This window comes from Acinetobacter sp. Ac8 (assembly GCF_055392545.1).
In genome coordinates this window covers 2456685-2481720 of sequence record NZ_AP043689.1, presented here as the reverse complement: position 1 = coordinate 2481720, position 25036 = coordinate 2456685, and the positions used below count along the sequence as shown (strand labels likewise).

Sequence of the window (25036 nt, the reverse complement as noted above, 5' to 3'; positions counted from 1 at the left end):
GATATCGTTAAATCTACTTTTTATTTTTCCATTAGAAATATCACAATAAATCAATAAATAAGCCTTAGATTAAAATCTGCTAGTGAAGTTATAGATCAATAAAACTTGCTAAATAATCTCTTAAAATGAAAATTTCGATGAAATTTCTCAATTCTAAATGAGAATATTATCATTTATTACAATTGAAAATTTTAAAATATAAACCATAAGAAAAAGACCAATTCATCATAAATCTTTACAGAATCATAGTGTTAAACCTGTATAGACAAGCAGGGTATAACATTTCATTCTCAAATGAGAATGATTATCATTATTTTGTGTTAAGCAGAGCTACACGATCCAAGAAAACATAAATCAAATTTCTAGATCTTTTTAGTGCAGTAAAAAGTCTTGTACAGAGGATATGGTCAGATGAAAGAGCTTGCCAGCCGATTGGCGATGCAGCACCTAATCAATGCATACTCACAAGAAACAGGAAGTAGAATTTTACTGGAGAAATATCAGCAAAACTCTACACAACTTGCGTTTAGCCAAGGCTTGACCTTGTTAATGATTCCATTGGAATCCATCCAATCCCAATTATATGTACCGCTTTCGTATAGAAGTCTTCTAGGGCGGCATCGAATAGATAAACTGCCGCAGATTTTTAATAAAGGACAAGCGCAAAGGTTTAGTCCAATTGCGATGGTGTGCTTACTTCTAGAAGAGCTGCTACGAAATTCTGTTGAATCCTTAGATTCAGCATCATTGGTTGAAAAATGGATCCAAAGCCGAGATGCTTTAGCTGAGTTTTTAAAGCAGCGTCAATATGATTTTGACCAATTGATTCAAGCAAAACAAGATTTTATCCAGACAGAACAAGCCTTGATTCTTGGGCATAGTATGCATCCAGCGCCAAAGAGTCGCACAGGTTTTGTTCATGAAGATTGGTTAAAGTTCTCACCAGAACATAAAGGTCAAACACAACTGTATTACTGGTTAGTTGCACCAGAATATCTGGCAGAAAGTACGACATCAGATCAGCCAATCACGACTCAACTCATCAAGCATATGCAATGGTATTTGAGCGAAGCAGAATTAGATTTAATTCATACACATTCAAGCTATAAATTATTGACACTGCATCCATGGCAAGCACGTTATTTACAGAGCAAAGATTGGTATAAAGAGTTAAAAGCCAAAAAAAAACTAATTGATTTTGGTGAAAAGGCTTGGCATTTTTCCGCAACAACATCCGTCAGAACATTGGTCAGCTATTCAGAGCCGTGGATGGTGAAACTTTCACTATCCGTGATGATTACCAACTCTATCCGAGTCAATTTGGCCAAAGAATGTCATCGTGGAGAAATAACGCGTCAACTTTGGCAGGGGTCAATGGGTCAATCGATTTTAAAATCTTGTCCTACTTTGAAAGCAATTCATGACCCCGCATGGACTGCGTTAATCATTGACGGAACAATTGTCAATGAAACGATTTGTATTTTTAGAGATCAACCCTTTGATCGACAGCAGCAAGTGACATGTATTGCCTCCTTATGCCAAGATCATCCAGCAAAAAAATTAAATCGCTTTGATCATTTATTTGAACAAATTGCCCAGGTAGAACCGCAGCTAAGTATAGAAAAAATTGCTTTAAATTGGTTTGAGCGATTTTTAGAGATCAGCTTAGTTCCCTTGATGTATTTGTATCATCACTATGGGATGGCATTTGAGTCACATCAGCAGAATGTACTGGTCGAATTGGAAAATGCGTATCCTCAAAATTTATGGTTAAGGGACAATCAGGGTTTTTATTACATCAAAGAATACGCCACTGAAATATTAAAAGAATACCCAGAACTTGATGGAAAAGCGCAGGCTGTTGGGCCAAAAACTTTGGTTGATGAAAGGTTTAGCTATTATTTTTTTGCTAATACTTTATTTGGCATGATCAACGCAATTGGAGCAACAGGGAGTGTTTCAGAACAGCAACTTATTGATCTATTGCAAGATAAATTGATGGAATTATATCAACAGTATCCTGACAGTAGTTTATTACAAGGCTTATTATATCAACCAACCTTGCCATATAAAGGGAATTTACTCACGCGTTTATATGAGCTGGATGAACTGATTGCACCTGTAGAACAGCAATCAATTTATATTCAGTTGCCAAATCCTTTATGTCTAAAACAAAAGGATGCAATTTATGCTTGATTTTATTGCTGTGGGTTTAGGACCGTTTAATTTGAGTTTAGCCAGCTTGTTACAACAAAAATCAAAGCTAAAATATCTGTTTTTTGAAAAACAAGCTCAGTTTGATTGGCATGCAGGAATGCAGCTTCCAAACACAATGTTGCAAGTGCCTTTTATGGCTGATTTGGTCTCTATGGTAGATCCGACCAGCCCATTTAGTTTTCTTAATTATTTAAAAGCGCAACAGCGACTCTATAAGTTCTATTTTTTGGAACAACCACATATCCCTCGTAAAGAATATAATCATTATTGCCAATGGGTTGCAGATCAAATTGAACATATTCAATATTCATCTGTAGTCACAGAAATTGTACCCAAATCCTATGGCTTTGAAGTTCTCGTTTTTCAAGCGGGGATTTATCAGCGCTATCGCTGTCGAAACATTGTATTAGGGGCGGGAAATGTGCCTTATATTCCACAATGTATGCAGACATTGATTCAAAGCTATCCTGAGCGATGTAAACATTCAGCACATTATCTAGAGCATCAGCCAAAAAATTTACAAGGCAATGTTGTGGTACTGGGATCAGGGCAATCTGCGGCAGAAATCTTTTTAGATTTATTCGATCGTCAATATCAATTTGATCAGGTTTCTCAAGCGAAATTCAATCTCAATTGGCTGACCCGAGCCAATGGCTTTTTCCCTATGGAATATACCCCATTAGCTTTAGAACATTTTAGTCCAGATTATAGCCAACATTTTCATCGCTTTGATGACCTCAATAAAGATTTACAACTGAGTAAACAGTCACTTTTATATAAAGGAATCAGTGCGCAAACCATTCGTGAAATATATAAGAAACTTTACCATCGACATCTTGCTGGAAATGGTTTAGCGACGCATTTGCATAGTCAGTCCAACCTAATTGATGCTGTTTTAACGGAACAGGGGAAAATTAGACTGATTTTTCAAGATCGAGTGACTTTAAAGCAGTTCAGTCTAGACAGTGACTATGTGATCTGTGCTACAGGCTATCGCCGTCCTGAATTTCAATTTCTCAAGCAACTGAAGCCCTTGATTAAAACCAATCCACAAGGACAATGGAATATTTCAGTAAATTATGCTGCTGAATATGCTGGCATTGGCAAAATTTTTGTTCAGAACATGGATATGCATAGTCATGGCGTTGGCACACCTGATTTGGGTTTAGGCGCTTATCGTGCGGCGACAATTGCCAATCAGCTAGTGGGTTATGCGCTATATGACTTAGTAACAGCTCCCCAATGTTTCCAACATTTTGATCCTTTGCAGAACCCGCAAGTCCAAGTGATCTCGAAAAATATCACAACACAGCATCATGTGCATGCTCAGCATGTTGAAGATTTGGTTAAAAATGTCAATTTTCAATCTCAAATCCCGAGTACACAACATTCTCAGCATCAACAAAACCATCAACGATATTCGAATATTGAGAACAGCATATGAGTTTTGCACAGTTACAAATTAATCAGCAACAATGGCGAAGTGCAGGCCAGCGCTTAATTGAAATGGCAATCGCTGAGTTTTTATATGAAGAAATTATTCAGGCGGAAAGTCTGGGTGATGATGTATTTCAATTGAGATTGGATGACCGAATTTATCAGTTTAATGCCCAACAGTACTTGTTGGGACATTGGAAGATTCAAGAGGGTTCAGTACGTGATTTAACTTTGGATACGAAAAGGTCTGCTTGGAATTTGCATCAATTTATTGCTGCTTTTTCCAATCAGGTTAAGGTTAAACCCTTTACCAAAGCCTATTTGATTAAAGAGATGAACAATACGTGGTTGGCCGAAGCTCATGTACTGGATGAAAATCGACTAACAAGCGCAGCAGCATTGACTGCACCGCATTACCAAATTGAAGCAATGTTGCGCGGTCATCCTTGGTTAATTATGAGTAAAGGACGAATGGGCTTTGGTTATGATGATTATCTGAACTCAGCGCCTGAGATTTTACCCAGAGTCAAAGTGTTATGGCTGGCTGTGCATCGTGATTTGGCAGAGTTTCGTTCTACACCTGAATGGTATGCAGGACAGTTATATTGCCATGAGTTTGACCAGCAGGAATTGCGACAATTCCGTGAAAAAATGCAAAGTCTTGCTTTAAACTCAGAGGATTATTATCTCATTCCTGCACATGCTTGGCAGTGGCATCAATGGATTGTGCCAACTTATGCCAATGAAATTGTAGATCAAAAAATTGTCGAACTTGAAATTGGTCAAGATGATTATGCACCAATGCAGTCAATACGCACTTTATATAATACATCATATGCACAACGTCATTACATTAAACTACCATTGAGTATTCTAAATACCGCCGTTTATCGAGGATTGCCTGCTCAACGCAACTTAGCAGCACCTGCTGTTACAGCATGGTTAAAAAATATTTTAAAACAAGATGTGGATTTACAAAAAACGGGGGTGGTGTTTTTAGGTGAGATTGCAACCTTGACCATTCGGCAGCCTTGTTATGACCACATTGCAGGCGCGCCTTATCAATTTAAAGAATTATTTGGCTGTTTATGGCGTGAGAGTGTAGATCCATTTGTTGAATATCATCAGCAGGTCTTATCACAAGCTGCTTTATTACACCGTGATATTCAAGGGCTTTCCATTTTAACGGTGCTTATCCAAGCTTCAGGATTAGCCCCATTGGATTGGCTAAAGCAATTTATTAGCGTCAGTATTCAGCCGCTTCTGATTTGCCTTTATAAATACGGACTTGCATTTTCCCCCATGGTGAAAATACCATGTTAATTCATGAAAATGGTGTACCTAAAGCCATGGTGCTTAAAGACTTTATCGATGATGTCAATCTTGTCGATGAAGATTTTCCTGAATTGGCGGATCTTCCTGACGAAGCTAAAATTTTACTGAGACATTCTGCACAAGACCTCAGTCACTTTATTTTTACAGGTTTGTTTATGGTGCATTACCGCTATATCTGTAATGTATTTCTACAGGATTTCCCACAACATCATGAAATTGAATTCTGGCAAACCGTATCCTATGTAATTGATGAATTTCATCAACAGCATCCAGAATATTCAGCAAGAATTGAAAAGTTTGCAATGTTTAGAAATCAATACCATAAGGTTTGCTTAAACCGTGTTCGTCTATTTACCACCAGTTATCACGATGAAGCACAACGCCCCGTACCTGTAATTCTAGATTTGATTGCAAACCCTGTAAGCCCAGAAACCTTAAACAGTTGGATAGCACAATTTTCGCCTGCGCCAGCATGATAAACCGTGCTCGCGCAGACTAGCTATGTGTCTGTATAGCACTTTGATTCAATACAAATTGAAAGCACGATAATCTAATAAATACAACAAAGGTGACCGTGATGAAAACGTTATCACAGCAATTGCCAGACTTTTATGAATACTATGAAAACAGCAACACGTTTTATTTACGTCAAGTGAAATACCCTGATGATATGGCTTTATTACACAAATGGATGCATGAACCACATGTGATTCCGCAGTGGCAACTGAATAAATCAGAAACAGATCTGAAGGTCTATTTTGAAAAACAATTGGCTGATGATCATCATCGTTTATTTATCGTTGGAGTTGATGGACAGGATGTGGGCTATGCAGAAATCTATGAAGCTAAACGAGATCGATTAAGTCGTTATTATATTGCGCATGAACTGGACTTGGGCTGGCATTTGCTGTTTGGTGAAAAATCGGCTTTTGGTAAAGGCTATCTTAGAACAGTAGCGCGCTTATTAAACTTTTATATTTTTGAGCATGCGAACTCGCTGAAAATTGTAGGTGAAGCTGACTCGACAGTTAAACCCTATGCAGCAGTTGTAGAAGAAATGTGCTACGAAACTCAGGGTATTCTTAGGATGCCAGAGAAAGATGCAATGTTATATTATTGTTTTAGAGATACTTTTTACCAAAAATTTGGTGAATACCTAGTCCAATCTCAGCAATATTTAGCACAAAAAAAACAATATAAAATCCAATAAGTTGAATTTGCCTTATGAGTTATCATTCTATACATATTCAGATCAAAGAGATGATTTTTTGCAAAGATGTCTCAATCGTTGAATTTCAGTTCTGGTTGGCTGAAATTGAAACATTTCTATGTCAGCAACAAAATTTTGTTTTGGTGATGAGCAGTGCAAAAGGTACAACATTTCCACAGGAATACCGTCAAATTCAAGCGAATTGGTATAAAAAAAATAAAGCCAATTTTTTTAAGTACTGTGTCGGTTTGGTACGGATCGCCTTAGATCAAGCCGATCAAGAACGGCTCAATACACCTGCGCTACATGTTGCATGGCAAGTTCCTTATTATGTGACATTAGATCGCGCTGATGCATTGCAATGGGCAGTACAGAGGTGGCTATTATGCAACGCATAAATAATTTAACCAAACCATCTGTCACTCAACAGATTTCCGTACTTAGTTTAGGTGTTGTGGTTGTTTTATATTTGGCCCATGCCTTGCCTTTATATTTTTATAATGTGGCATTGCCTGCGATTTTAAGGCACCAAGGGGTAGATCTACGCTGGATTGGGCTATTGTCACTGCTTTACATTCCATGGGCATTCAAATTCTTTTGGGCACCGCTCATTGACCGTTTTTATATTAAAAAATTAGGCAAACGAAAAACGTGGTTGCTGTTCACTCAAATTGCTTTGGTTTTAGGGATTATTGCGCTTGCATTGACTCAGTTTTCTTATGGGTTACTGGTCTTTGTCATTATTGGTTTATGGATATCGAGTTTTGCAGCCACCCAAGATATTGCCATTGATGGATATACCGTTGAAGCATTTTCACCACAAGATTACCGCTTTGGCAGTATGGCGCAAAGCATTGGCGTTGCACTTGGCAGTATGCTCGGTGGTGCTGCAACACTTTGGCTATATCAATATTATGGATGGCAAACAGCACTGATTTGTTTAGCAAGCTTAACCGCTTTGACGATGTTTGCAGTTTTTCAAATACAAGAAAAAAACACTGAACACATGATGAAAAGCCCACCGAGTTTAATGCGAGCATTTAAACGACCTGAAATTCGTTGGGCATTACTTTTAATTGTTAGTTATCGCTTTGTAGAAGCCCCCGCAATGGCAATGCTCAATCCAATGCTGATTGATCAAAAATGGTCACTTTCACAAATTGGCGTGTTGATGTCTGTGGTAGGGGCTGGTGTTGGATTGCTTGCAGCCGTTTCTGCTGCATTGCTGCTCAAAAAGCGAAAGGCGACCCAATTACTGCTATGGGCTGGCTGGGTGAGAACACTGATATATGGACTCTTAGGAATCGCTATTCTGTTCGGATGGCTAAATCAGTGGCAGCTTTTGCTGGGGGTTTTTGTGATTGCATTCCTTGCAATTCGTTATATCGCAATGACTTCTTTATATGCATATTTCATGCAGAGTAGCTCAAAAGCGCAAGCAGGGACAGACTTTACAATTTTGGTGTGTTTTGAATTGCTGGTCTATTTTATTGGCGGGGCTGGCTCAGGTTTTCTTGCCAAATCATTAGGTTATGGCAATTTTTATATTGTTTTAGCTATTGCATCTGTAGTGAGTTTGATTCTCTCACAACTCATTATTTCCAAATCACAAAAAACTCTAAGATCAGAGATGTTGTAAGGGATAAATCATGAAAAGAACATCAATTCAAATACAACTGACGTGTTTAAGTTTGGCTATTGCGACACAGATTTATGCGCAAGAGCCCACGACTCAAAAGGTTGAAAAGACTGGGGCAGAGGTAAAAAGCCTAGCGCCTATCGTGGTCACGGCAACACGTTCTGCAAAAAGTATTTCAGACATTGCTGGGACCGTTTATCGCATTGAGCGTAGCGAAATTGAAAAGCAAGCCAATGCAGGTAAAAGCACGGCAGAAATTTTAGGACTATTGGTACCTTCACTCACACCCAATACTGGTACAACTTCTAATTATGGTATGACCATGCGCGGCCGTGTGGTGCAATATATGATTGATGGGATACCACAAACAGGTTCACGGGATGGATCGCGTCAGCTCAATAGCATTCTTCCTTCAATGATTGACAGAATAGAAGTTGTGTCTGGGGCAACGAGTATTTATGGCTCAGGTGCAACTGGCGGTATTATCAATATCATTACCAGAAAAGGCGGTGATGAAGCTTTAAGTTTTGAAACTAAACTGGGGCTAACCTCTGGGAATAATTTTAAAGGCGATGCCTTGGCTTATGAAGCTTCACAAAATGTTTCATTTAACCAAGATCGCATCAAAGGTAATTTGGGTGTTGGCTATGTTAAACGGGGAGAAATTCAAGACAGTCGTGGCGATCGTATTGGGCCTGAGGTTGCGCAAACAGATCGTCAAGATACCCAAACCCTTGATGTCAATGGACAACTCACTTGGAACATTTCAGATCAACAGCACTTAACCGTTGGCGCACAATATTATAATGATGAACAAGACAGTGATTATGGACCTGATTTTGGTCAGGGTTTATCTGTCATATTTAGAGGAGCTACACCCAGTTTAAAAGCATTAAAAGGCTTACAACTCGAAGACCAACCTAGAACAAAACGCTGGTCAACGCACGCCCAATATAATCATAATGATGTATTGGGGCAAAGTTTAACCTTGGAAGCTTATTACCGTAAAGAGCAGGCAAGATGGTTTCCAACGGCAGTAAATTTACCGCATCCGCAATTACCTCTTCCTACTAGAAGTATTCCTGTTGTAATGCAGTCTAATACCGATATTAATATTTGGGGATCACGTTTAGCCTTACAGAAAGATTTTAGAGTTGCAGATCGGGCTTTAGGGTTAAGTTACGGTTTAGATTTTGAAAATGAGAAAAATGGTCAAGAAGGGCAAAGGTATGATACTAATACTTTTATTGCGAGTAATGGCTTAAATCATCAAGCGACAAAAAACTATGCGATGGGACCAGATGTTCAAATTGCAAAACTTGGTGCATTTATTCAGGCGAATTATGCAGTTACGGATCGTATAAATATACAGGCAGGCGTGCGTCACGAACGAATTAATAGTGATGTCAGTGATTCTACCCCGTACCCTGAAAGTATTGTCGCTGACTTCGATCCTAGCTATACGGCGAAAAGTTTAAAAGGTGGTGAAGTAAAACATAATGCGACTTTATTTAATTTGGGCGGGGTTTATCACTTAAATGATACGCAACAAATTTTTGCTAATTTTTCTCAAGGCTTTAGTATTCCAGACGTACAACGGATGCTGCGAGATGTTCCAGCAAGTTTTGTTGTGACCAGTAATAATATTGATCCGATTAAAGTGAATAATTATGAACTCGGCTGGCGTTTACAAGAGCAAAAGGGACTCAATCTAGGGCTGACTGCTTTTTATAATGATTCTGATAAATCTGTGAGGTTTAATGCTGCCCCAAATTTTAATATTGAAGTGATTGATACCGATGAACGCATATATGGTTTGGAAGCCAATGTAAAATATGCAATTTCTGATATGTGGAATATGGGAGGAACTATTGCTTATACGCGCGGTCAATTTAAAAATATACTCGGTGATTGGCAAGAGCTAGATGCTACACGAGTTTCACCACTGAAAGGCACGCTATTTTCAGAATGGAAATTTGCAGATAATATCCATTTACGCGTACAGACTTTAGCAATTGGTGGTACAGATCAGGCCGCTAAAGACTATGTCAATCCATTAAATGACCGCAGTATTCGAAAACCCGCTGAGATTAAAGGGTTTGCGATTATGGATGTGATCACCAGTGCAAAAGTAGGTCCAGGCAGATTAGGCTTTGGCGTTTATAATGTATGGAATACAGACTATAAAACAGTGTTTAGTCAAGCGGTTGCGCCAACCTATGGGGCTATTTCAAGTTTGGCTGCACAAGGTCGTAGCTACGGTTTAACTTATACGCTGAAGTATTGATCCAGATAAAGCCTCTTTAAAATTTGAAAGAGGCTTTTTATTGAGCAATATCTCGATGAAAAATACTGAATCGTGGGTAACTATATAAATCCAATAAAAATTTTCCTAATCAGTCAAGACTGCTATTTTAGGAGATTCAAATGAATAAAAATAATGATATTTGGATGATGGCAACGCTGATCAACGGGATCAGCTTATCCATGATTTTACCTTTACTCGCACCTCTTATTCGTCTATTAAAAATCTCAGAGCTTCAGGCAGGTCTGATGGTGTCTGCCAGTGCATTGCTGATGAGTTTGACTGCAATGTGGATTTCTAAAAAACCAAATCTTCAAAATCCTTATTATTTATTGAGTATCGGTTTTATTGGAATGAGCATAACGTGGGGACTATTTTCAGGGGTATTAAGTTATGGGCTAATGTATAGCATGCCAATTGGACTACTTTTCACTTTATTATTGCTTACACGAAGCAGTATTGGCTTTTTTATGGCAATGCCGCAAATCGCATTACAAAGTTATGTGATGACGCGATATTTAGATGAAACGACACGCAGTCAGAAGATGGCAAGCTTTGGTGCCTTAAACAGTGCAGGGCTAATTTTAGGGCCATTTTTAACCACATTACTCATTATTTGGGGAATATTGATTCCTTTGTGGCTCGCCGTATTGCTTTTGACTGTCATGAGTATGCTGATAGTAGGTTTATATCAACACAACGGGGAAAATGCTCAACAGTCACATTCAAAACGTCATGATCCAAACCATTCGCCTTTAAACTATCATTTTGATGAAGATCAGCATATTCAAGACACAGTTTTACAAAAAGAGATTTCTCAGCAAGATTCTAGTCATTCGCAATTGGTTCGTCTGAGTGATGATGATCTAAGAAAATCGATGATTTGGTTGATCCTTGGATTTAGTTTATATATTGCGATTATTACTCTGAATTTAACTGCAGGTTTTTATATTCAAGATAAATTTCAATTTAACATTCAGCAAAGTGCCCTCTATTTTTCCCAATGCTTGTTGATTGTGGGGATTGTTTCGGTCTTGATGCAAATTGCGATTTCTAAATGGTTTAAATGGTCTTTAACACAGCTTTTAATGGTCGGATTAAGCACGATGTTGGTTGGGCTGATCTTGTCAATTTATACCCAGCAGATCGTGATTTTTCAGTTGGCTTATGTTTTTTATGGTATCGCTGTGGCATGTCTAATGCCTGCATTTACCACAGGTGCATCACAATCAGTTTCGATAAATTTGCAAACTAAAATTGCTGCTTTATGCACCATGGCGCAAGCGCTCAGTTTGGTTGTTGCACCATTAATGAGCACAGGGCTGTACCAACTTAACATTATCTTCCCATATTATTTACTGCTTAGTATTTTCTTATTGCTGTCTTTTTATTTTGTTGTTTTTAAATGGAATAAATAGAGGATGGTCATACCAGTGTCATGTTCTTTGATTAGTTTGCCTGCATTAAATCAAATATGACATTTCAATGATGAAACCATTTAAAATTAAACATTCGCTAATCATTTGTTTTGCTTCAGGACTATTTTTAACAGCCTGCAATAATGATCATGATGATAATTCAGCTGTTGTCGTCCCACCTAAAGCTGATACATCACTATATTTACAGACCAAACAACCCTATCAACCTCAGCAGAAACTAAGCAGTTATGAAGCAACGCCAGCAGGTTATCGTGCAGTTTTTACAGAATTAGTTGCTCGACATGGTTCACGAGGTTTATCGAGTATTAAATATGATTTAGCTTTATACAACATGTGGTTAAAAGCAAAACAGGAAAATGCCTTAACGCCATTGGGTGAACAATTGGGTGCTGATTTAGAAGCCATGATGAAAGCCAATATTCTATTGGGTTATGGAGTGGAAGGTATACGCCAGTATGGCTATGGCAACGAAACTTCTGTAGGTATTAAAGAACATCAGGGTATTGCAGATCGCTTATTACAACGCTTACCACAATTGTTTAATCAAGCCAGTCAACAAGGTAAATCTGTACAGATCGTTAGCTCGGGTGTGGATCGTGCGGTGGACAGTGCTAAATTTTTTACCAATGAATTGTTGAAACAGCAACCAAGTTTAAAGACTGCAATTACACCAGCAAGCTATCAAAGCCTCAACAGTACCTCTATACCAAGTATTGTCGATGGCGGGGTAAATCGCTTTCATCTGTATTTTCATAGTTTAAATGCACAAGACGATTTGGCCAATGTTAAAACGGATTTAGACAAAACAGTCTATGCGGCTAGTTTAAAATATCAAGATTTTGAAGAGAATGATCCAGATTTAAAACAAAAAATTAAAACATTGAGTGCAGATCCTAATGCGCAAAAAATCGCAACAGAAGTATTAAGCCCAATTTTTAAAACAGCATTTATTCAAAAAATTGGTCAAACTGGCTATAGCTTTAGTAATTCAGGATCATTCACTGTAACAAGCCCTAAAGGTGAACAGATTACTGAAAAAGGAAAGGGGAAAAATACCATTGCCAGTGCAGTAGATGCTGCTGCTTATGTGTACGAGTTGTATTCAATCACTGGCGGAATGCAAGACGAGCTTGGAGCGACAAATTTTAAAAAATATATGCCAATTGAAGCGGCTAAGTTTTATGCGCAATATAACGATGCCAATGATTTTTATAGTAAGGGCCCAAGCTTTGATACAGGCAAAGCTGTAACAACAGATATTGCCAAATCACTCAAACAGGATTTATTTAAACAAGTTGATGATGTTATGAGCAATACACAAAAGAATGTTGCTGTATTAAGATTTGCTCATGCTGAAATCATAATCCCTTTAGCCACCAGCTTAGAGTTAAAGGGGATGATGCAATCTGTGCCCTTGACGCAGACGTTTAATTATTCAAATAGTGCGTGGCGTGGTGAAGATATCTCACCGATGGCAGCAAACTTACAGTGGGATATTTATCAGAATTCGCAAGGGCAGACTTTGTTAAAAATGCTCTATAACGAAAAAGAGATTGCTTTTAAAAAAGGTTGTGATTATGCCCGCTATAAAGCAAACAGCTATTATTATGATTATTTAAAGTTGAAACAATGTTATAGTATTCAATAGATTGCTATAAAATTTGAGGGAGAACGGGTTTCTCCCTTTTAATCTGTTTATAAAAGGGACACTGTGAAATTCCAGCAACATACGATTCAAGCTGCTATTTTTGATATGGACGGTACGATGCTGGACACTGAACGGCTTAGGTTTGATGTGTTAAAACAAGCGTCTTTGGAAATCACTGGTGTAGAATTTAGCTTAGATTATTTGATGCAATGTTTAGGGCTTAATGCGTTAAGCTCAGAACACTTAGCACAAAAGTTTTATGGTCAAGATATCCCTTACCAGCACATTCGGCAACGTGCTGAACAAATTGAACTTGAGATGATTTTGTCGCAAGGCGTACCAGTGAAAGCTGGGCTTTTAGAAATATTAGCTTATTTGCAATCTCAAAATATCCGATTGGCTGTCGCTACATCTAGTACCCGAAAAATTGCTGAAAAATATTTAAAACTTGCAAAAATTGATCATTATTTTACCTTGTTGGTCTGTGGCGATGACGTGATACAAGGTAAACCACACCCAGAAATTTTTAACAAAGCCTGCACGTTATTAAATCTAAATCCGCAACACAGCTTGATGATTGAAGATTCTGAAAATGGGATTACTTCAGCAGATTTGGCTGGGGGAGTAACGATTTTGATTGAGGATATTAAAGCGCCAAATCAGACCATGCTGGCAAGAGCAGATTACTACTTTGAATCTATGTTGGATTTTTATCAAGCAATCATAAAATCTGACTGAATAAAATTCATTTTCAATTGAACAACACTCAGTCAATTCAAGATTTAAACATGATGATTACGTGCTTTAATAGAAGCATTAAAATTAATGTGAATTTGATGTGTTTTTAGGTTCTCAAAGTTTAACAACTCCAACTGAGACACATGATTATCCCGAGTGGCACAAAGGGAGAAAACACTACGCCTTATGGTATATCGAAATTCATCATCCTGAATTATTGGCTTATTTAAGCGATTTAACAGAAAAATTCTCAAACTATTTATTGCACCCCAACACACGCCAATTTCATATCACATTGTATATTTGTGGCTTTCTAACCGAAGATAAAAAGCAATTTGATGATGATTTTATCCAAAGTAAATTTCAACAACAGCTTAAAATTTTGAGCCAAAACCAGTTAAATAGTTTTAAATTAACAACAGGAAAAATAAATAGTTTTAGCAGTGCTTTATTTATAGAAATTCAAGATCACGAAAATAGCCTAAGCAATATTCGACAATTATTATCCCATTCAAGCCAAGAAATTGCTGCTTTAGATTATTGTCCGCATATCACCTTAGGTTTGTATTCAGCTGAGTTTAAAGCGCAACAAATATTTAAGGCTATCGAAACGATTGATCAAAAAAGTTTTGAAATTGGCATTGATCAGCTTAATTTTGGTATATATCAAGCGCAAGTCTTACAGGGGCCTTTAGCTACGTTACATCAGCTTATACTCAATCCGAAAAAAACAGATGGATCTTGGGAGTCAAATTTATGTTGCAATTAATCCTAGGTGGCGCGCGTTCTGGCAAAAGTAAATTAGCTGAACAGATCGCAAAAGACTCAAATCTACAAGTTGTTTATATTGCTACCGCACAAGCATGGGATGATGAAATGCGACAACGTATTTCACACCATCAGACACAACGACCTGATGCATGGCGGCTGATTGAAGAACCACTTTACCTAGCCGATTGTTTAAAAAAAATAGATCAACAAGAACAAGTGATTTTGGTGGATTGCTTAACCTTATGGATGAGTAATTTATTGATGCATGAGGACTCAAATCTTCAGCGCATCGAATGTGAAAAATTGCTGAAAATTCTACCTACATTAAAGTCTAAAATTGTTTTAGTTAGCAATGAAACAGGACTCGGTGTTATACCAATGGGTGAAATAACTCGAAAATTTGTTGATGAATCAGGACGTTTACATCAACTATTAGGTCAAATAGCTGATAAAGTAGTGTTTTGCATCGCAGGTTTTCCGATGTTATTAAAAGGATAAATATTGTGATTTTTATCATATAAACTTGAGCATTTTAACGATTAACAATGAATTTTTAAAATACGAGATGGAGAGCAACAATGAATTGGTGGTTAGAAGCATGTAAAGTGCCAAACGCAGAAACAAAACAACAGGCTGAAGAACGTCAATTACAATTGACCAAGCCAACAGGCTCGCTGTCTGTTTTGGAAAATGTCGCCGTGCAATTGGCAGCTTTGCAAAGTAATTCAAAACCGAATGTAGATAAACCTTGGATCACGATTTTTGCAGGTGATCATGGGGTAATGGCTGAAAATATTTCAGCATATCCGCAAGCTGTAACGCGCCAAATGTTGCAAAACTTTGCAACGGGTGGGGCTTGTATCAGTGTGATTGCTAAAGAATATGCTGCGACTTTACAAGTCATTGATTGCGGCACAGTGGGTGAGGTTTACCAATATCAAGGCGTTGAACGTCATAGTATCGCTCAAGGGACTGCCAATTTTGCTCAACAAGTGGCAATGACTGAACAACAATGTCAGCAAGCCATGGCGCTAGGGCGTGAGAGTGTAGAAAAAGCCATTGCACAGGGTGCTTCAATTTACATTGCTGGGGAAATGGGGATTGGAAATACCTGTTCAGCTTCAGCGATTGCATGTTTCTTATTAAATGAACCAGCTGAGCAACTGACAGGTGTAGGCACGGGGATTCGTGCTGATCAGTTGATTCATAAAAAAAATATCATTCAGCATTCACTTGAGTTACATAAAAATTATGTTGAAAATGATGCATTTAAAGTTTTGTGTGCTGTAGGTGGCTTAGAAATTGCTGCAATGACAGGAGCTTATATTCGCTGTGCTCAACTCGGGATGCCTGTAATTGTCGATGGCTTTATTAGTTCTGTGGCGGCATTAGTCGCGGTACGACTCAATCCTGAAGTTCGACAATGGATGTTGTTCGGTCATCAGTCTGCTGAATATGGGCATCAACGCCTATTACAAGAGTTGAATGCTGATCCATTATTAAAGCTTAATTTACGTTTGGGGGAAGGCAGTGGTGCGGGTGCTGCCTTGGGTGTGATTAAGTTGGCATGTAGTTTACATAACAATATGGCCACTTTTGCTGAAGCTGCGGTAATTGGCGAGAAAGTTTAAATTTATTCATAATTCAAAAAGAGCATATGCATGAAATTGAGGATTGATCTATTACGTCACGGGGAAACTACGCTGAATCATACTTTGCGTGGTTCGACTGATGATGAATTGACAGAATTGGGCTGGCAACAAATGCACCAGACCATTTCCTATGATCAATCCTCTGTGCAAACACAATGGGATTTTATGTTTAGCTCGCCTTTAAAGCGCTGTTTCTCATTTGCACAGAGACTTTCTGAACAAGTTCAAATACCACTAATGCAAGATCATCGATTACAAGAAATTCATTTTGGTGATTGGGAAGGTATTTCAACACAGCAGATTTATGCAAAAACGCCTGAGTTATTGGAAAATTTTTGGCAATCTCCGACACGTTATACTCCACCAAATGCTGAAAGATATTTAGATTTTCAGTATCGAATTAAGCAAGCATTACAAGCGATCAAAGAACAAATGCTGATTACACAAAGTCAAACAGCTTTGATTGTGACGCATGGTGGTGTGATTAAGCTTTTAAAATGTATGGCGCTACAACAATCTCTTGATGATATTTTAAAAATGTCTGCTGAGCTTGGGCAATTAAATCGCTTTATGTTGGACAGCGAAACCATGCAATTAGAGTTATTGGAGAGCAATAAATGACCCCATTTTTTATTGCATTGCAATTTTTAACGATTTTCCCTGTTTATTTAAAAAATATGCCTTCGCCAAAACAAAATGGTCAGTCACTGCTATTTTATCCAGTGATTGGGCTTTTGATTGGTTTGGTTCTGTTTGCCGTTGCCAGTTTTCTACATGTTTTGCCTGTAGTTTTACTCAGTACCATTATTCTGGTCATCTGGATTTTGCTCACGGGTGGCTTACATTTAGATGGTTTAGCGGATACTGCGGATGCTTGGGTCGGTGGCTTTGGTGATAAAGAAAATACCTTAAGAATTATGAAAGACCCAGCATGTGGACCGTTTGGTGTGCTGAGTTTAATTGTTATCTGTTTGATTAAATGGTCTGCACTGTATGTGTTATTACAGGAACAACACTATACTGCTTTGATTCTATTTCCTATTTTAGGGCGTTTAACACCATTATTTTTATTTCTGACCACTGAATATGTCCGTGAAAAGGGCTTAGGCTGGTCCATTGCTCAATATATCCCTAAAACTTGGGCAATGATCATTTTTGGTATCAGTTTATTGGGCGCAGGTTATTTTGTTTGGGTTGGTTTGGTGACCGCAACGATTTTTATCCTCACCTTAATTTATCTACGCTATAAGTTTATTCAACGAATCGATGGGATTACGGGTGACACCATTGGTGCCAGTATAGAAATCGCAGAAACCGTCTGTTTACTCTGTTTTATCATTTGTGGTTTTTATATTTAATAAGATTAAAAAAACCGAAGTTTTTAAAACTTCGGTTTTTAAATTGATCACTTATTTATGTTTATCTACTCATTATTTATCAGTAAATAATTAATAAGATTTTGATTTATATATCTATGCTAATCAAAATTAGAATTTTTTCTCTACACTGAACAAGAAGCTTGGAATAGCATCATTGACCCGAGCTTCATATAAAGCACCATCACTTTGATTATTTAAGCGCTCTTTATAGTCTGTACTCAAAATATTACGAGCACTCAGTGTTGTTGCCCAGCCTTTAGGGAAGCGTTTTGTCGCACTAATATCCACATTTACACGTTGATTGGTTGTACGATCATAGGGAAGATTGTCTAAAGCACGGGTAAATTCAGGCGTGTAGCTTAGATTAATACTGCTTGACAATTGCCAAGGCTGGTAATTGTATGAAACGCCTGTACTTGCTGTATAAGGGGCAACATCACTGGCTAAACGGGTATTATGGTCGGTATCTTCGATTTTGGCGCGTACCGTCGATAATTGTCCATTCAACATAAATGAATGACCATTTTCGGTTTGTTTTAAAGCATAGCGACCTGAAATTTCTACACCGTAGGTTGTTGCTTGGTCTTGATTATACGGACGTTCAACAAAGCGTGTGCCTTCTTGACGAATCACTTTTTCGATATAGTCATCAATATCTCGATGAAAAACCGTAATATTTACGCCACCTGCAGTAGTGTTATAACCCAAGGTTGTTTCCAGTGCGGTGATTTTTTCAGGCCGAAGATTGGGATTACCACCACGGTCTGGGTTATTGATAGAGCCTGCATCAGCATCTGTTGAAATGGAAACAGTCGGCATGAGATTGTTACTATTTGGACTTTTAAAGGCGCGACTAATATTGGTTTGCAAAGACCATTGATCGTTAAAGTCTAAACGGTGTGCAAGCACAGGGCTGAGGTTTTGATCACTGTATTCAACCAAGCCTGAACGTTCTAACCATTCCTGACGTGCGCCCACGGTAAGCGTTTGACGTTTTGAAAACTTCCAACTGCCTTCCAAATAAAGTGCGTAACGTTGCTCATCTAATGTATCAGCAATATTGCTTGCTAGCGCATTGGCACGCGCATCAAGTCCAAATTTTACTTGTTTGCTTTCGTCAAACTTGCGTACCCCATCATACGCTAAGCCGTATTCATTCACAGTTTCATCAATATAAGAACTGTATTGATTGGAACGAGTGGATTCAGTTTCATTTTGCTTTTCAATAGACAAGCGGACTTTGTCTGAGTCACCTTTATCTTTACGCTCATAACGGGTATTTAAACGAATACTGTCATTTTTATCATTTTGAACTTGATTACTACTAGAGCCTTCACTTTCATTCTTACGATAAAAAATTTCTGAAACCAGTTTTTGTTGATCATCAATTTGATATTCAACACGTGGTGCAAACATGGTATTTGTACGATTGGTAGTGCGTATTTGTTGGCGTGTACCATTTATATTTTCAATTTCTGTGCTTGATTTGCTGTCATTCCACATTTGATTGGCTGAAACACTGTAAATCCATGCACCATCACGCCCATCTGCTTGTACACTGATATTTTTACGCTGTTCTTCTTTTTGATCCGAATGGGTGATGCCATATCCTAATTTAACATTGCCACTGATTCGAGCATCGTCTAAGGGTTCTTTTAAAATGATATTGATCACTGCGGATGAGGCAACTGAGGCTTGAGCTACACTAGGTTGTTTGGTGATTTCAATTCGTTCAATCATTTCAGGCGTAATTGAGTCAACAATAGACATACCACCACGTGGTCCACCTTGTACGGCTTCACCATTAATCAAAAATACTGGTGCGCCACCACCACGAAAACGCATGCTGCCTGAACCGCTTGATCCACGTGGTCCTTGTCCAGGTGTTGGCATTTGAAAACCTGCTGCACGTCTTAAAGCATCATTGACCGATTGATCGCCGAATTGCAGCATTTCTTCACGTGTCACAATGGTTTTAGCGACCGCACTGATATCAGGATCTTTAGCATGTGTTTGTTCAGCGGCAAAAACCAAGGTTTTTAATTGTTTTGGTGATTCATTTTCTTTAAGTTGAGTCGCTTCAGTAGTTTTATTTGCAGATATTGTTTCATCATTTGCAAGGCTTGCAGAGGTAATGGCGAATATTGCAAGGCTTAAAGTACTCAATGTACCCCAGTAAAGTTTTGTACGGTGCATGTTGCATCGTTCCATTTATGTAATTTCGCGTAAGATTAGCGCACAATTATGTAGAAATTTTGAGGAAAAGTGCATGGATGAAAAATAAATTTAATGCTGAATTTGTTTTTATTTAAATCAAAAAAAAGCCTAATGAGTGAAGCATTAGGCTGATGAAATTTCTAAAAATATAAACTGAAAAATAGAACAGGGGATTACCACATCAAGTCATCTGGAATAACATAAGCAGCATAAGGATCTTCCTCATCTGTCACTTGTTCATTCTTCTCAGAATTATTGACAATAATAAATCCAGTCATTTTTTCATTGATACGTTCACCCAAAGCTTTGGGTAAAATTGCGTAGGCATCATTATTGTCATGTGCAATTACCAAACTGCCTGAAACCAAGGCATTATAAACTTGCTGATTGATATAGATTTTCTTAACCGAACCATCGATAAACTGATAGACCGCATCGCCATCTGTATCTGTGATTTTATGTTGACCAATCATTTGGATAATTGAAGCTTTTAAGGCTTTTTCATCTAAAATGCGTTGTTTCTCTTGATTCAGCGCTTGGTCTTTACTGATTTTCTCTTGTTTGTCTTGTTCAATTTTAGCTTTAAGCTCAGCTTCATTACTCTGACCTGTTCGTTGTTCGTGCTGTGCCTGCTTTGACAATTTCTTTGCTTTTTTATTATCCACTAAGCCAGCTTTGAGTAACTGTGCTTGCAATGCGTTTTTGACCATAACAATAACCAACCATTAAATGTGTTTCGAACCATGCCGAAAATAAATAAACCAATACGTTAAGCTGAGTATTAAACTTAATCCAGCAGGGATAAGGAATGAATTTAATTGTAAATAAGGATACACGATACTGGCAATCAGCCCACCCAGAATAAATCCGCAAAGAATCAATAAATGTAATGTAACACGGCGCTTTTCAATACCGAGTCCTCGAAACAGATAGCCTAAAGCCAAACCAAGATCAGTTAAAACCCCTGAAAGATGTGTAGTGCGGATAATTGTGCCTTTATAGTGGCTGACCATGGCATTTTGCATCCCCATTGCGGTACTTGCCCAGAGTAAAGCATATTTTGGATAATAAGGAATAAATAACCAGCAAAGCAAAATAAACACACTGACAAGACTGAGTGGAACGCCATATCTACGACCCAGTTTAAAATTGCTATTACCTAAAATAAAGCCACTATAACTTGATCCAATCACATAACTGAGCATGACTAAGAAAAGGTAAAGCACATGATCATATTGTTGATGAATCAGTGCTTGCGCAAATAAACTGGCATTGCCCGTCATATGAGAGATGGATTGATGAAGGACGGTAATCAAACCAAGCACATTAATTATGCCTGCATTGACTGCAAGCATAAACGCACCTAGTTGAATCCAAACGGGCAAATACTGTAGAGGCATAATTCCTTCTTTTTATTCATATACCTTGTATATTACTTTTTAGAAAGATCAACTGCTGCTGTAAATAAGACATCAGTCGAGGAATTCAATGCTGTTTCTGTTGAGTCTTGAAGCACACTAATCACCATACCAATTGCAATTACTTGCATTGAGATTTCTGAAGGAATACCAAATAAACCACAAGCCACGGGAATTAACAACAGAGAACCACCAGCAACACCAGATGCACCACAAGCCGTTACCACAGAAACTACAGATAAGATTACCATAGTGACGATATCAACTTGAATACCAAGTGTATGCACAGCAGCGAGGGTGAGCACGGTAATTGTTACCGCTGCACCTGCCATGTTAATTGTTGCACCTAATGGGATCGCAACGTTAGCAGTAGTATCATTTACCCCTAAGCGTTTTGCCAAGTCAAGGTTTACTGGAATATTTGCCGCAGAACTACGGGTAAAGAATGCAGTGATTCCACTTTCTCTTAAGCATTTTAAAACCAAAGGATATGGGTTTTTACGCATCACAAAACCAACAATCAATGGATTGATCACGAGGGCTACAAAAAGCATGGTACCAACGAGTATAGCAATTAAGTGTGCGTAGTTTTTTAAGGTTTCTAAACCTGCTTGCGCAAATGTTGCAACAACTAAGCCAAAAATCCCCACAGGAGCAAAAGCAATCACCACACGAATAATGGCATTCGTCGCATCCGCAATATCTGTAATCACTTGTTGAGTGGTTTCTGAACCGTGACGAAGTGCCGCACCTAAGCCTACAGCCCAAGCTAAAATGCCAATAAAATTTGCCTCGTGTAAAGCCGTTATTGGATTGGTAATAAAACTAAGGAGTAGATTTTTTAATACTTCTGCTACGCTACCCGGTGGCTGTAAAGTCACTTCGCTTGCATGTGCAAAAACCAAAGTACTTGGAAACATTGTGCTAATCGTAATGGCACTTATCGCAGCCAATAACATTCCAATTGCATATAATCCAAGAATTGGTTTTAAGTTACTCGCGCCTTCACCAACTTTAAAGTTAGCAATAGATGAAAGAACCAAGACAAATACAAGAATTGGTGCAATGGATTTTAATGCTTTAATAAAAAGCTCGCCTAAAATAATGAAATATTGGGCTGAATTGGGGAATAGATACGCAACTATAAAACCAAGAATAATGGCAATAAGAATACGAGTAACTAAACTTAAACGTGCTAGGACAGCAAACATGTTGAACCTTTATGCCTAAACTGGTCTAAAATCGATGAACAAGCCGCGTATTCTATACCTAAAAGCGAAAACTTAAATAATACAATTTCGCCATAAAAATTAAGATATTAAAAAATATATAGCTTTTTCAGCAATCATAATAAAAAATGTTGATAATTTAAACGATTATTTAACTAAAAGTTTGGGCATCCAATTGATGCATGGCTTGGTAATGCGTTAAATAAATATTTCCACTGAGCTGTTTAATTAAATTGGACTGTTTTAAACGATCCATGACTGGACCTTTGACTTCCGTGAGATGCATTTGAATTTTTAATTTATTTAAATCACTGTTGATTTCTTCCAGAGTTTCTAAAGCACTTGCATCAATATTACTAATACTTGAGCAATTGATCACCACATGATGTAGTTCTGGGTGTTTACTGACTTCTAAAATGATAAATTCTTTTAAGGTATTGGCATTTAAAAAACTTAGATTTTCATCTATACGAATAGACACAATATTGGTACTGGTCAATACATCATGTCTTGAAATATTGCGGAAATGTTGCGTGCCTTCAACTAAGCCAATGACGGCAATATGCGGACGGCTAATACGCCATAACAGCAATAAAAATGTAGAAACAATACCAATAATCAAACCTGTTGAAATATCGATACACAACACCCCAAAGAATGTGACCCACATGGCAATCCCATCGGCTTTGGAATAACGCCATGTTTCGATAAAGGGTTTAAAATCAACCAATTTCCAAATGGATACCATAATGGTGACAGCGAGAATCGCTAAAGGAAGTTGTTTAAATAAACCGGTAAAATATAAACTCACAATCACGATAAAAATTGAAGATAACACACCAGCCATAGGCGTTTTTGCGCCTGCATCTGCATTAACCACTGTACGTGATAAACTGCCAGTCACAGGAAATGCTGACGTGACACCTGCACTAAAGTTGGCTAAACCCAGTGCAATCAGCTCTTGATTACTATTAAGCTCACTACGTTGTTGAAATGCTGTGGTCTGTGCAATAGAAATAGATTCGACAAAACTCACCATGGTAATCATTGCTGCACCGGGTAAAAGTTGGATCACCAAATCCCAACGCCAGTAAGGCATGGCAATTGGTGGAAATCCCGAAGGAATCTCCCCCACGGTTTTGATACCAAATTGGTCTATATGCAGGAAATGTATTAACGCAATCGAAATAAACACCAGAACCAAGGGCAGTGCTTTCACCCAGAATTGTAGAGAATGTGCATAAGATTGGCATAACTTAGATTTAAAAAAAACCGGGATGTAAATCAAAAACAGAATCGCACAGACACCAAAAATTAAAGTCTCAATACTGGTAAAGCTAATGTATTGCCATATGCTTTGAATAAACTCGATAATATTGCCTGATTTTAAGGGAACATCGAGCATAAACTTAACTTGGCTGAGTGCAATCAATACTGCGGATGCGATGATAAAACTCTTAATCACAGGATGGCTGATTAAACGGATTAAAAAGCCGAATCTAAAAATTCCCAGTAAACTTGAAAGTATGCCGACGAGAAGTGCCAATAAACATGCTGCTTGAATATATACAGGTGAACCCACCTCATAGAGCGGTTCAAGCGTAGCAAAGGTCATCATGGAAATCAGTGCAACAGGACCAATAGAAAGTGTTGGACTGCCACCCACAATGGCATAGATGATCATGGGTAAAATACTGGCATATAAGCCAGTCACAGGAGGCAACCCAGCAACCATGGCATAAGCCATACCTTGAGGTACAAGCATTGCAATGACGATTAAAGCAGCAAGTAGATCAGCCCTAAATTTAGGGACATTATAGTCTTGCAGCCATTGCCATGCAGGGAGTATTTTACTGAGTTGAACTTTTGGGGCAGCCATTGGAACTTCATTAGCATATTTTCATATATATTATGCAGAAAAAATGCTAAGAAAAATAGCGACAGCTAACTTATATACTGAATTGTTTGTTTTTATTTTAAATTTATCTAGACGCTAAGATGTGTATTAAACCTGTGGGCAATACAAATCATATAAGGTTGTTAATACCACTGTCAGTTTTTGATCTTTAATAGAATAATAAATTTGCTTCCCATCACGACGTGTTGAAACAACATCACTTTTACGTAACATCATCAATTGTTGAGAGAGCGTCGGTTGATTAATCTGAGTTTTTTCTTCTATTTGCGAAACATTTAACTCTTCTTGAGCAAGATGGCATAAAATGAGTAAGCGATCTGTATTGGCTAAAGATTTTAAAATAGTCACGACTGATGCAGCTGATTCACGCATTACATCAATTTCAAGATCACTAGACATCGGTAGGTTCCATCCATTATTTAATACAGTATAACTGTGTCAGTGCATGTCGTATGGCTTTTAGCTTATGTTTTTTGATGAATTT

Annotated in this window: 20 protein-coding genes and 1 pseudogene; 15 read left to right on the top strand and 6 right to left on the bottom strand. The window is 38.0% G+C overall.

The features are described from left to right. Positions 1-411 precede the first annotated feature (411 nt). The 15 genes and pseudogenes from ACZ5QH_RS11670 to ACZ5QH_RS11600 all read left to right on the top strand — a co-directional run bounded on the left by ACZ5QH_RS11670 (position 412) and on the right by ACZ5QH_RS11600 (position 17749). Entirely contained in the window at positions 412-2196 is a 1785-nt protein-coding gene (locus ACZ5QH_RS11670; RefSeq protein WP_303576023.1) for an IucA/IucC family protein, read from the top strand. Further along, entirely contained in the window at positions 2189-3661 is a 1473-nt protein-coding gene (locus ACZ5QH_RS11665) for a lysine N(6)-hydroxylase/L-ornithine N(5)-oxygenase family protein (protein WP_303576024.1), read from the top strand. Before ACZ5QH_RS11670 ends, ACZ5QH_RS11665 begins: the two co-directional genes overlap by 8 nt. Beyond that, positions 3658-5465 (top strand): annotated as a pseudogene (locus ACZ5QH_RS11660) (IucA/IucC family protein). The gene ACZ5QH_RS11665 and the pseudogene ACZ5QH_RS11660 overlap by 4 nt, the downstream one beginning before the upstream one ends. A gap of 101 nt (positions 5466-5566) precedes the next feature. After that, positions 5567-6199: a GNAT family N-acetyltransferase gene (locus ACZ5QH_RS11655; protein ID WP_303576025.1), complete on the top strand. Its 633-nt coding sequence runs from the start codon at positions 5567-5569 to the stop codon at positions 6197-6199. A gap of 14 nt (positions 6200-6213) precedes the next feature. After that, the gene (locus ACZ5QH_RS11650; protein WP_303576026.1) at positions 6214-6597 is read left to right on the top strand and encodes a hypothetical protein; all 384 of its coding nucleotides are present in this window, start codon (positions 6214-6216) and stop codon (positions 6595-6597) included. Continuing rightward, on the top strand, positions 6585-7838 hold the full coding sequence (locus ACZ5QH_RS11645; RefSeq protein ID WP_303576027.1) for an MFS transporter: 1254 nt from the start codon (positions 6585-6587) through the stop codon (positions 7836-7838). The genes ACZ5QH_RS11650 and ACZ5QH_RS11645 overlap by 13 nt, the downstream gene beginning before the upstream one ends. Before the next feature lie 10 nt (positions 7839-7848). Continuing rightward, the gene (locus tag ACZ5QH_RS11640; protein WP_303576028.1) at positions 7849-10125 is read left to right on the top strand and encodes a TonB-dependent receptor; all 2277 of its coding nucleotides are present in this window, start codon (positions 7849-7851) and stop codon (positions 10123-10125) included. Positions 10126-10265: 140 nt separating this feature from the next. Next, on the top strand, positions 10266-11561 hold the full coding sequence (locus ACZ5QH_RS11635; RefSeq protein WP_303576029.1) for an MFS transporter: 1296 nt from the start codon (positions 10266-10268) through the stop codon (positions 11559-11561). A 70-nt stretch (positions 11562-11631) separates the two neighbouring features. Next, positions 11632-13230, top strand: coding sequence for a histidine-type phosphatase (locus tag ACZ5QH_RS11630; protein ID WP_303576228.1), 1599 nt, complete (start codon positions 11632-11634; stop codon positions 13228-13230). A 63-nt stretch (positions 13231-13293) separates the two neighbouring features. Beyond that, a complete protein-coding gene (locus ACZ5QH_RS11625) occupies positions 13294-13968 on the top strand; it encodes an HAD family hydrolase (RefSeq protein ID WP_239045563.1) in 675 nt (224 codons plus the stop codon). Between the two features lie 100 nt (positions 13969-14068). Further along, positions 14069-14737, top strand: coding sequence for a 2'-5' RNA ligase family protein (locus ACZ5QH_RS11620; protein WP_239045564.1), 669 nt, complete (start codon positions 14069-14071; stop codon positions 14735-14737). Continuing rightward, positions 14725-15237: a bifunctional adenosylcobinamide kinase/adenosylcobinamide-phosphate guanylyltransferase gene (cobU, locus tag ACZ5QH_RS11615; protein WP_239045565.1), complete on the top strand. Its 513-nt coding sequence runs from the start codon at positions 14725-14727 to the stop codon at positions 15235-15237. Before ACZ5QH_RS11620 ends, cobU begins: the two co-directional genes overlap by 13 nt. Positions 15238-15317: 80 nt before the next feature. Continuing rightward, positions 15318-16370 (top strand): nicotinate-nucleotide--dimethylbenzimidazole phosphoribosyltransferase, encoded by a 1053-nt coding sequence (gene cobT / locus ACZ5QH_RS11610; RefSeq protein ID WP_004821763.1) that lies wholly within the window; start codon positions 15318-15320, stop codon positions 16368-16370. Between the two features lie 30 nt (positions 16371-16400). Next, positions 16401-17012, top strand: a complete 612-nt coding sequence (locus ACZ5QH_RS11605) for a histidine phosphatase family protein (protein ID WP_004821760.1) — start codon at positions 16401-16403, stop codon at positions 17010-17012. Next, positions 17009-17749, top strand: a complete 741-nt coding sequence (locus tag ACZ5QH_RS11600) for an adenosylcobinamide-GDP ribazoletransferase (protein WP_034616781.1) — start codon at positions 17009-17011, stop codon at positions 17747-17749. The genes ACZ5QH_RS11605 and ACZ5QH_RS11600 overlap by 4 nt, the downstream gene beginning before the upstream one ends. Positions 17750-17878: 129 nt before the next feature. On the opposite strand, the gene ACZ5QH_RS11595 is transcribed toward ACZ5QH_RS11600, so the two are convergent. The 6 genes from ACZ5QH_RS11595 to ACZ5QH_RS11570 form a co-directional block, all read right to left on the bottom strand. Next, positions 17879-19966 (bottom strand): TonB-dependent receptor plug domain-containing protein, encoded by a 2088-nt coding sequence (locus ACZ5QH_RS11595; RefSeq protein WP_303576030.1) that lies wholly within the window; start codon positions 19964-19966, stop codon positions 17879-17881. A 194-nt stretch (positions 19967-20160) separates the two neighbouring features. After that, positions 20161-20697, bottom strand: coding sequence for a DUF2058 domain-containing protein (locus tag ACZ5QH_RS11590; RefSeq protein ID WP_004821753.1), 537 nt, complete (start codon positions 20695-20697; stop codon positions 20161-20163). Between the two features lie 15 nt (positions 20698-20712). Then, positions 20713-21387: a YoaK family protein gene (locus ACZ5QH_RS11585; protein WP_004821751.1), complete on the bottom strand. Its 675-nt coding sequence runs from the start codon at positions 21385-21387 to the stop codon at positions 20713-20715. A 32-nt stretch (positions 21388-21419) separates the two neighbouring features. Beyond that, positions 21420-22616, bottom strand: coding sequence for a serine/threonine transporter SstT (gene sstT, locus ACZ5QH_RS11580; protein WP_303576031.1), 1197 nt, complete (start codon positions 22614-22616; stop codon positions 21420-21422). 169 nt (positions 22617-22785) lie between these two features. Beyond that, complete coding sequence (locus ACZ5QH_RS11575; protein ID WP_303576032.1) at positions 22786-24513, bottom strand: SulP family inorganic anion transporter; 1728 nt, start codon at positions 24511-24513, stop codon at positions 22786-22788. A gap of 126 nt (positions 24514-24639) precedes the next feature. Beyond that, complete coding sequence (locus ACZ5QH_RS11570) at positions 24640-24951, bottom strand: ArsR/SmtB family transcription factor (protein WP_004720219.1); 312 nt, start codon at positions 24949-24951, stop codon at positions 24640-24642. Between the last annotated feature and the right edge of the window lie 85 nt (positions 24952-25036).

Excerpts from the sequence above, each read along its gene's own strand:
- ACZ5QH_RS11570 (WP_004720219.1), bottom strand. The coding sequence starts at position 24,951 with ATGTCTAGTGATCTTGAAATTGATGTAATGCGTGAATCAGCTGCATCA.
- ACZ5QH_RS11655 (WP_303576025.1), top strand. The coding sequence starts at position 5,567 with ATGAAAACGTTATCACAGCAATTGCCAGACTTTTATGAATACTATGAA.
- sstT (WP_303576031.1), bottom strand. The coding sequence starts at position 22,616 with ATGTTTGCTGTCCTAGCACGTTTAAGTTTAGTTACTCGTATTCTTATT.
- ACZ5QH_RS11590 (WP_004821753.1), bottom strand. The coding sequence starts at position 20,697 with ATGGTCAAAAACGCATTGCAAGCACAGTTACTCAAAGCTGGCTTAGTG.
- ACZ5QH_RS11595 (WP_303576030.1), bottom strand. The coding sequence starts at position 19,966 with ATGCACCGTACAAAACTTTACTGGGGTACATTGAGTACTTTAAGCCTT.
- ACZ5QH_RS11600 (WP_034616781.1), top strand. The coding sequence starts at position 17,009 with ATGACCCCATTTTTTATTGCATTGCAATTTTTAACGATTTTCCCTGTT.
- ACZ5QH_RS11670 (WP_303576023.1), top strand. The coding sequence starts at position 412 with ATGAAAGAGCTTGCCAGCCGATTGGCGATGCAGCACCTAATCAATGCA.
- ACZ5QH_RS11605 (WP_004821760.1), top strand. The coding sequence starts at position 16,401 with ATGAAATTGAGGATTGATCTATTACGTCACGGGGAAACTACGCTGAAT.
- ACZ5QH_RS11635 (WP_303576029.1), top strand. The coding sequence starts at position 10,266 with ATGAATAAAAATAATGATATTTGGATGATGGCAACGCTGATCAACGGG.
- cobT (WP_004821763.1), top strand. The coding sequence starts at position 15,318 with ATGAATTGGTGGTTAGAAGCATGTAAAGTGCCAAACGCAGAAACAAAA.
- ACZ5QH_RS11650 (WP_303576026.1), top strand. The coding sequence starts at position 6,214 with ATGAGTTATCATTCTATACATATTCAGATCAAAGAGATGATTTTTTGC.
- ACZ5QH_RS11645 (WP_303576027.1), top strand. The coding sequence starts at position 6,585 with ATGCAACGCATAAATAATTTAACCAAACCATCTGTCACTCAACAGATT.
- ACZ5QH_RS11585 (WP_004821751.1), bottom strand. The coding sequence starts at position 21,387 with ATGCCTCTACAGTATTTGCCCGTTTGGATTCAACTAGGTGCGTTTATG.
- ACZ5QH_RS11665 (WP_303576024.1), top strand. The coding sequence starts at position 2,189 with ATGCTTGATTTTATTGCTGTGGGTTTAGGACCGTTTAATTTGAGTTTA.
- cobU (WP_239045565.1), top strand. The coding sequence starts at position 14,725 with ATGTTGCAATTAATCCTAGGTGGCGCGCGTTCTGGCAAAAGTAAATTA.
- ACZ5QH_RS11575 (WP_303576032.1), bottom strand. The coding sequence starts at position 24,513 with ATGGCTGCCCCAAAAGTTCAACTCAGTAAAATACTCCCTGCATGGCAA.
- ACZ5QH_RS11640 (WP_303576028.1), top strand. The coding sequence starts at position 7,849 with ATGAAAAGAACATCAATTCAAATACAACTGACGTGTTTAAGTTTGGCT.
- ACZ5QH_RS11630 (WP_303576228.1), top strand. The coding sequence starts at position 11,632 with ATGAAACCATTTAAAATTAAACATTCGCTAATCATTTGTTTTGCTTCA.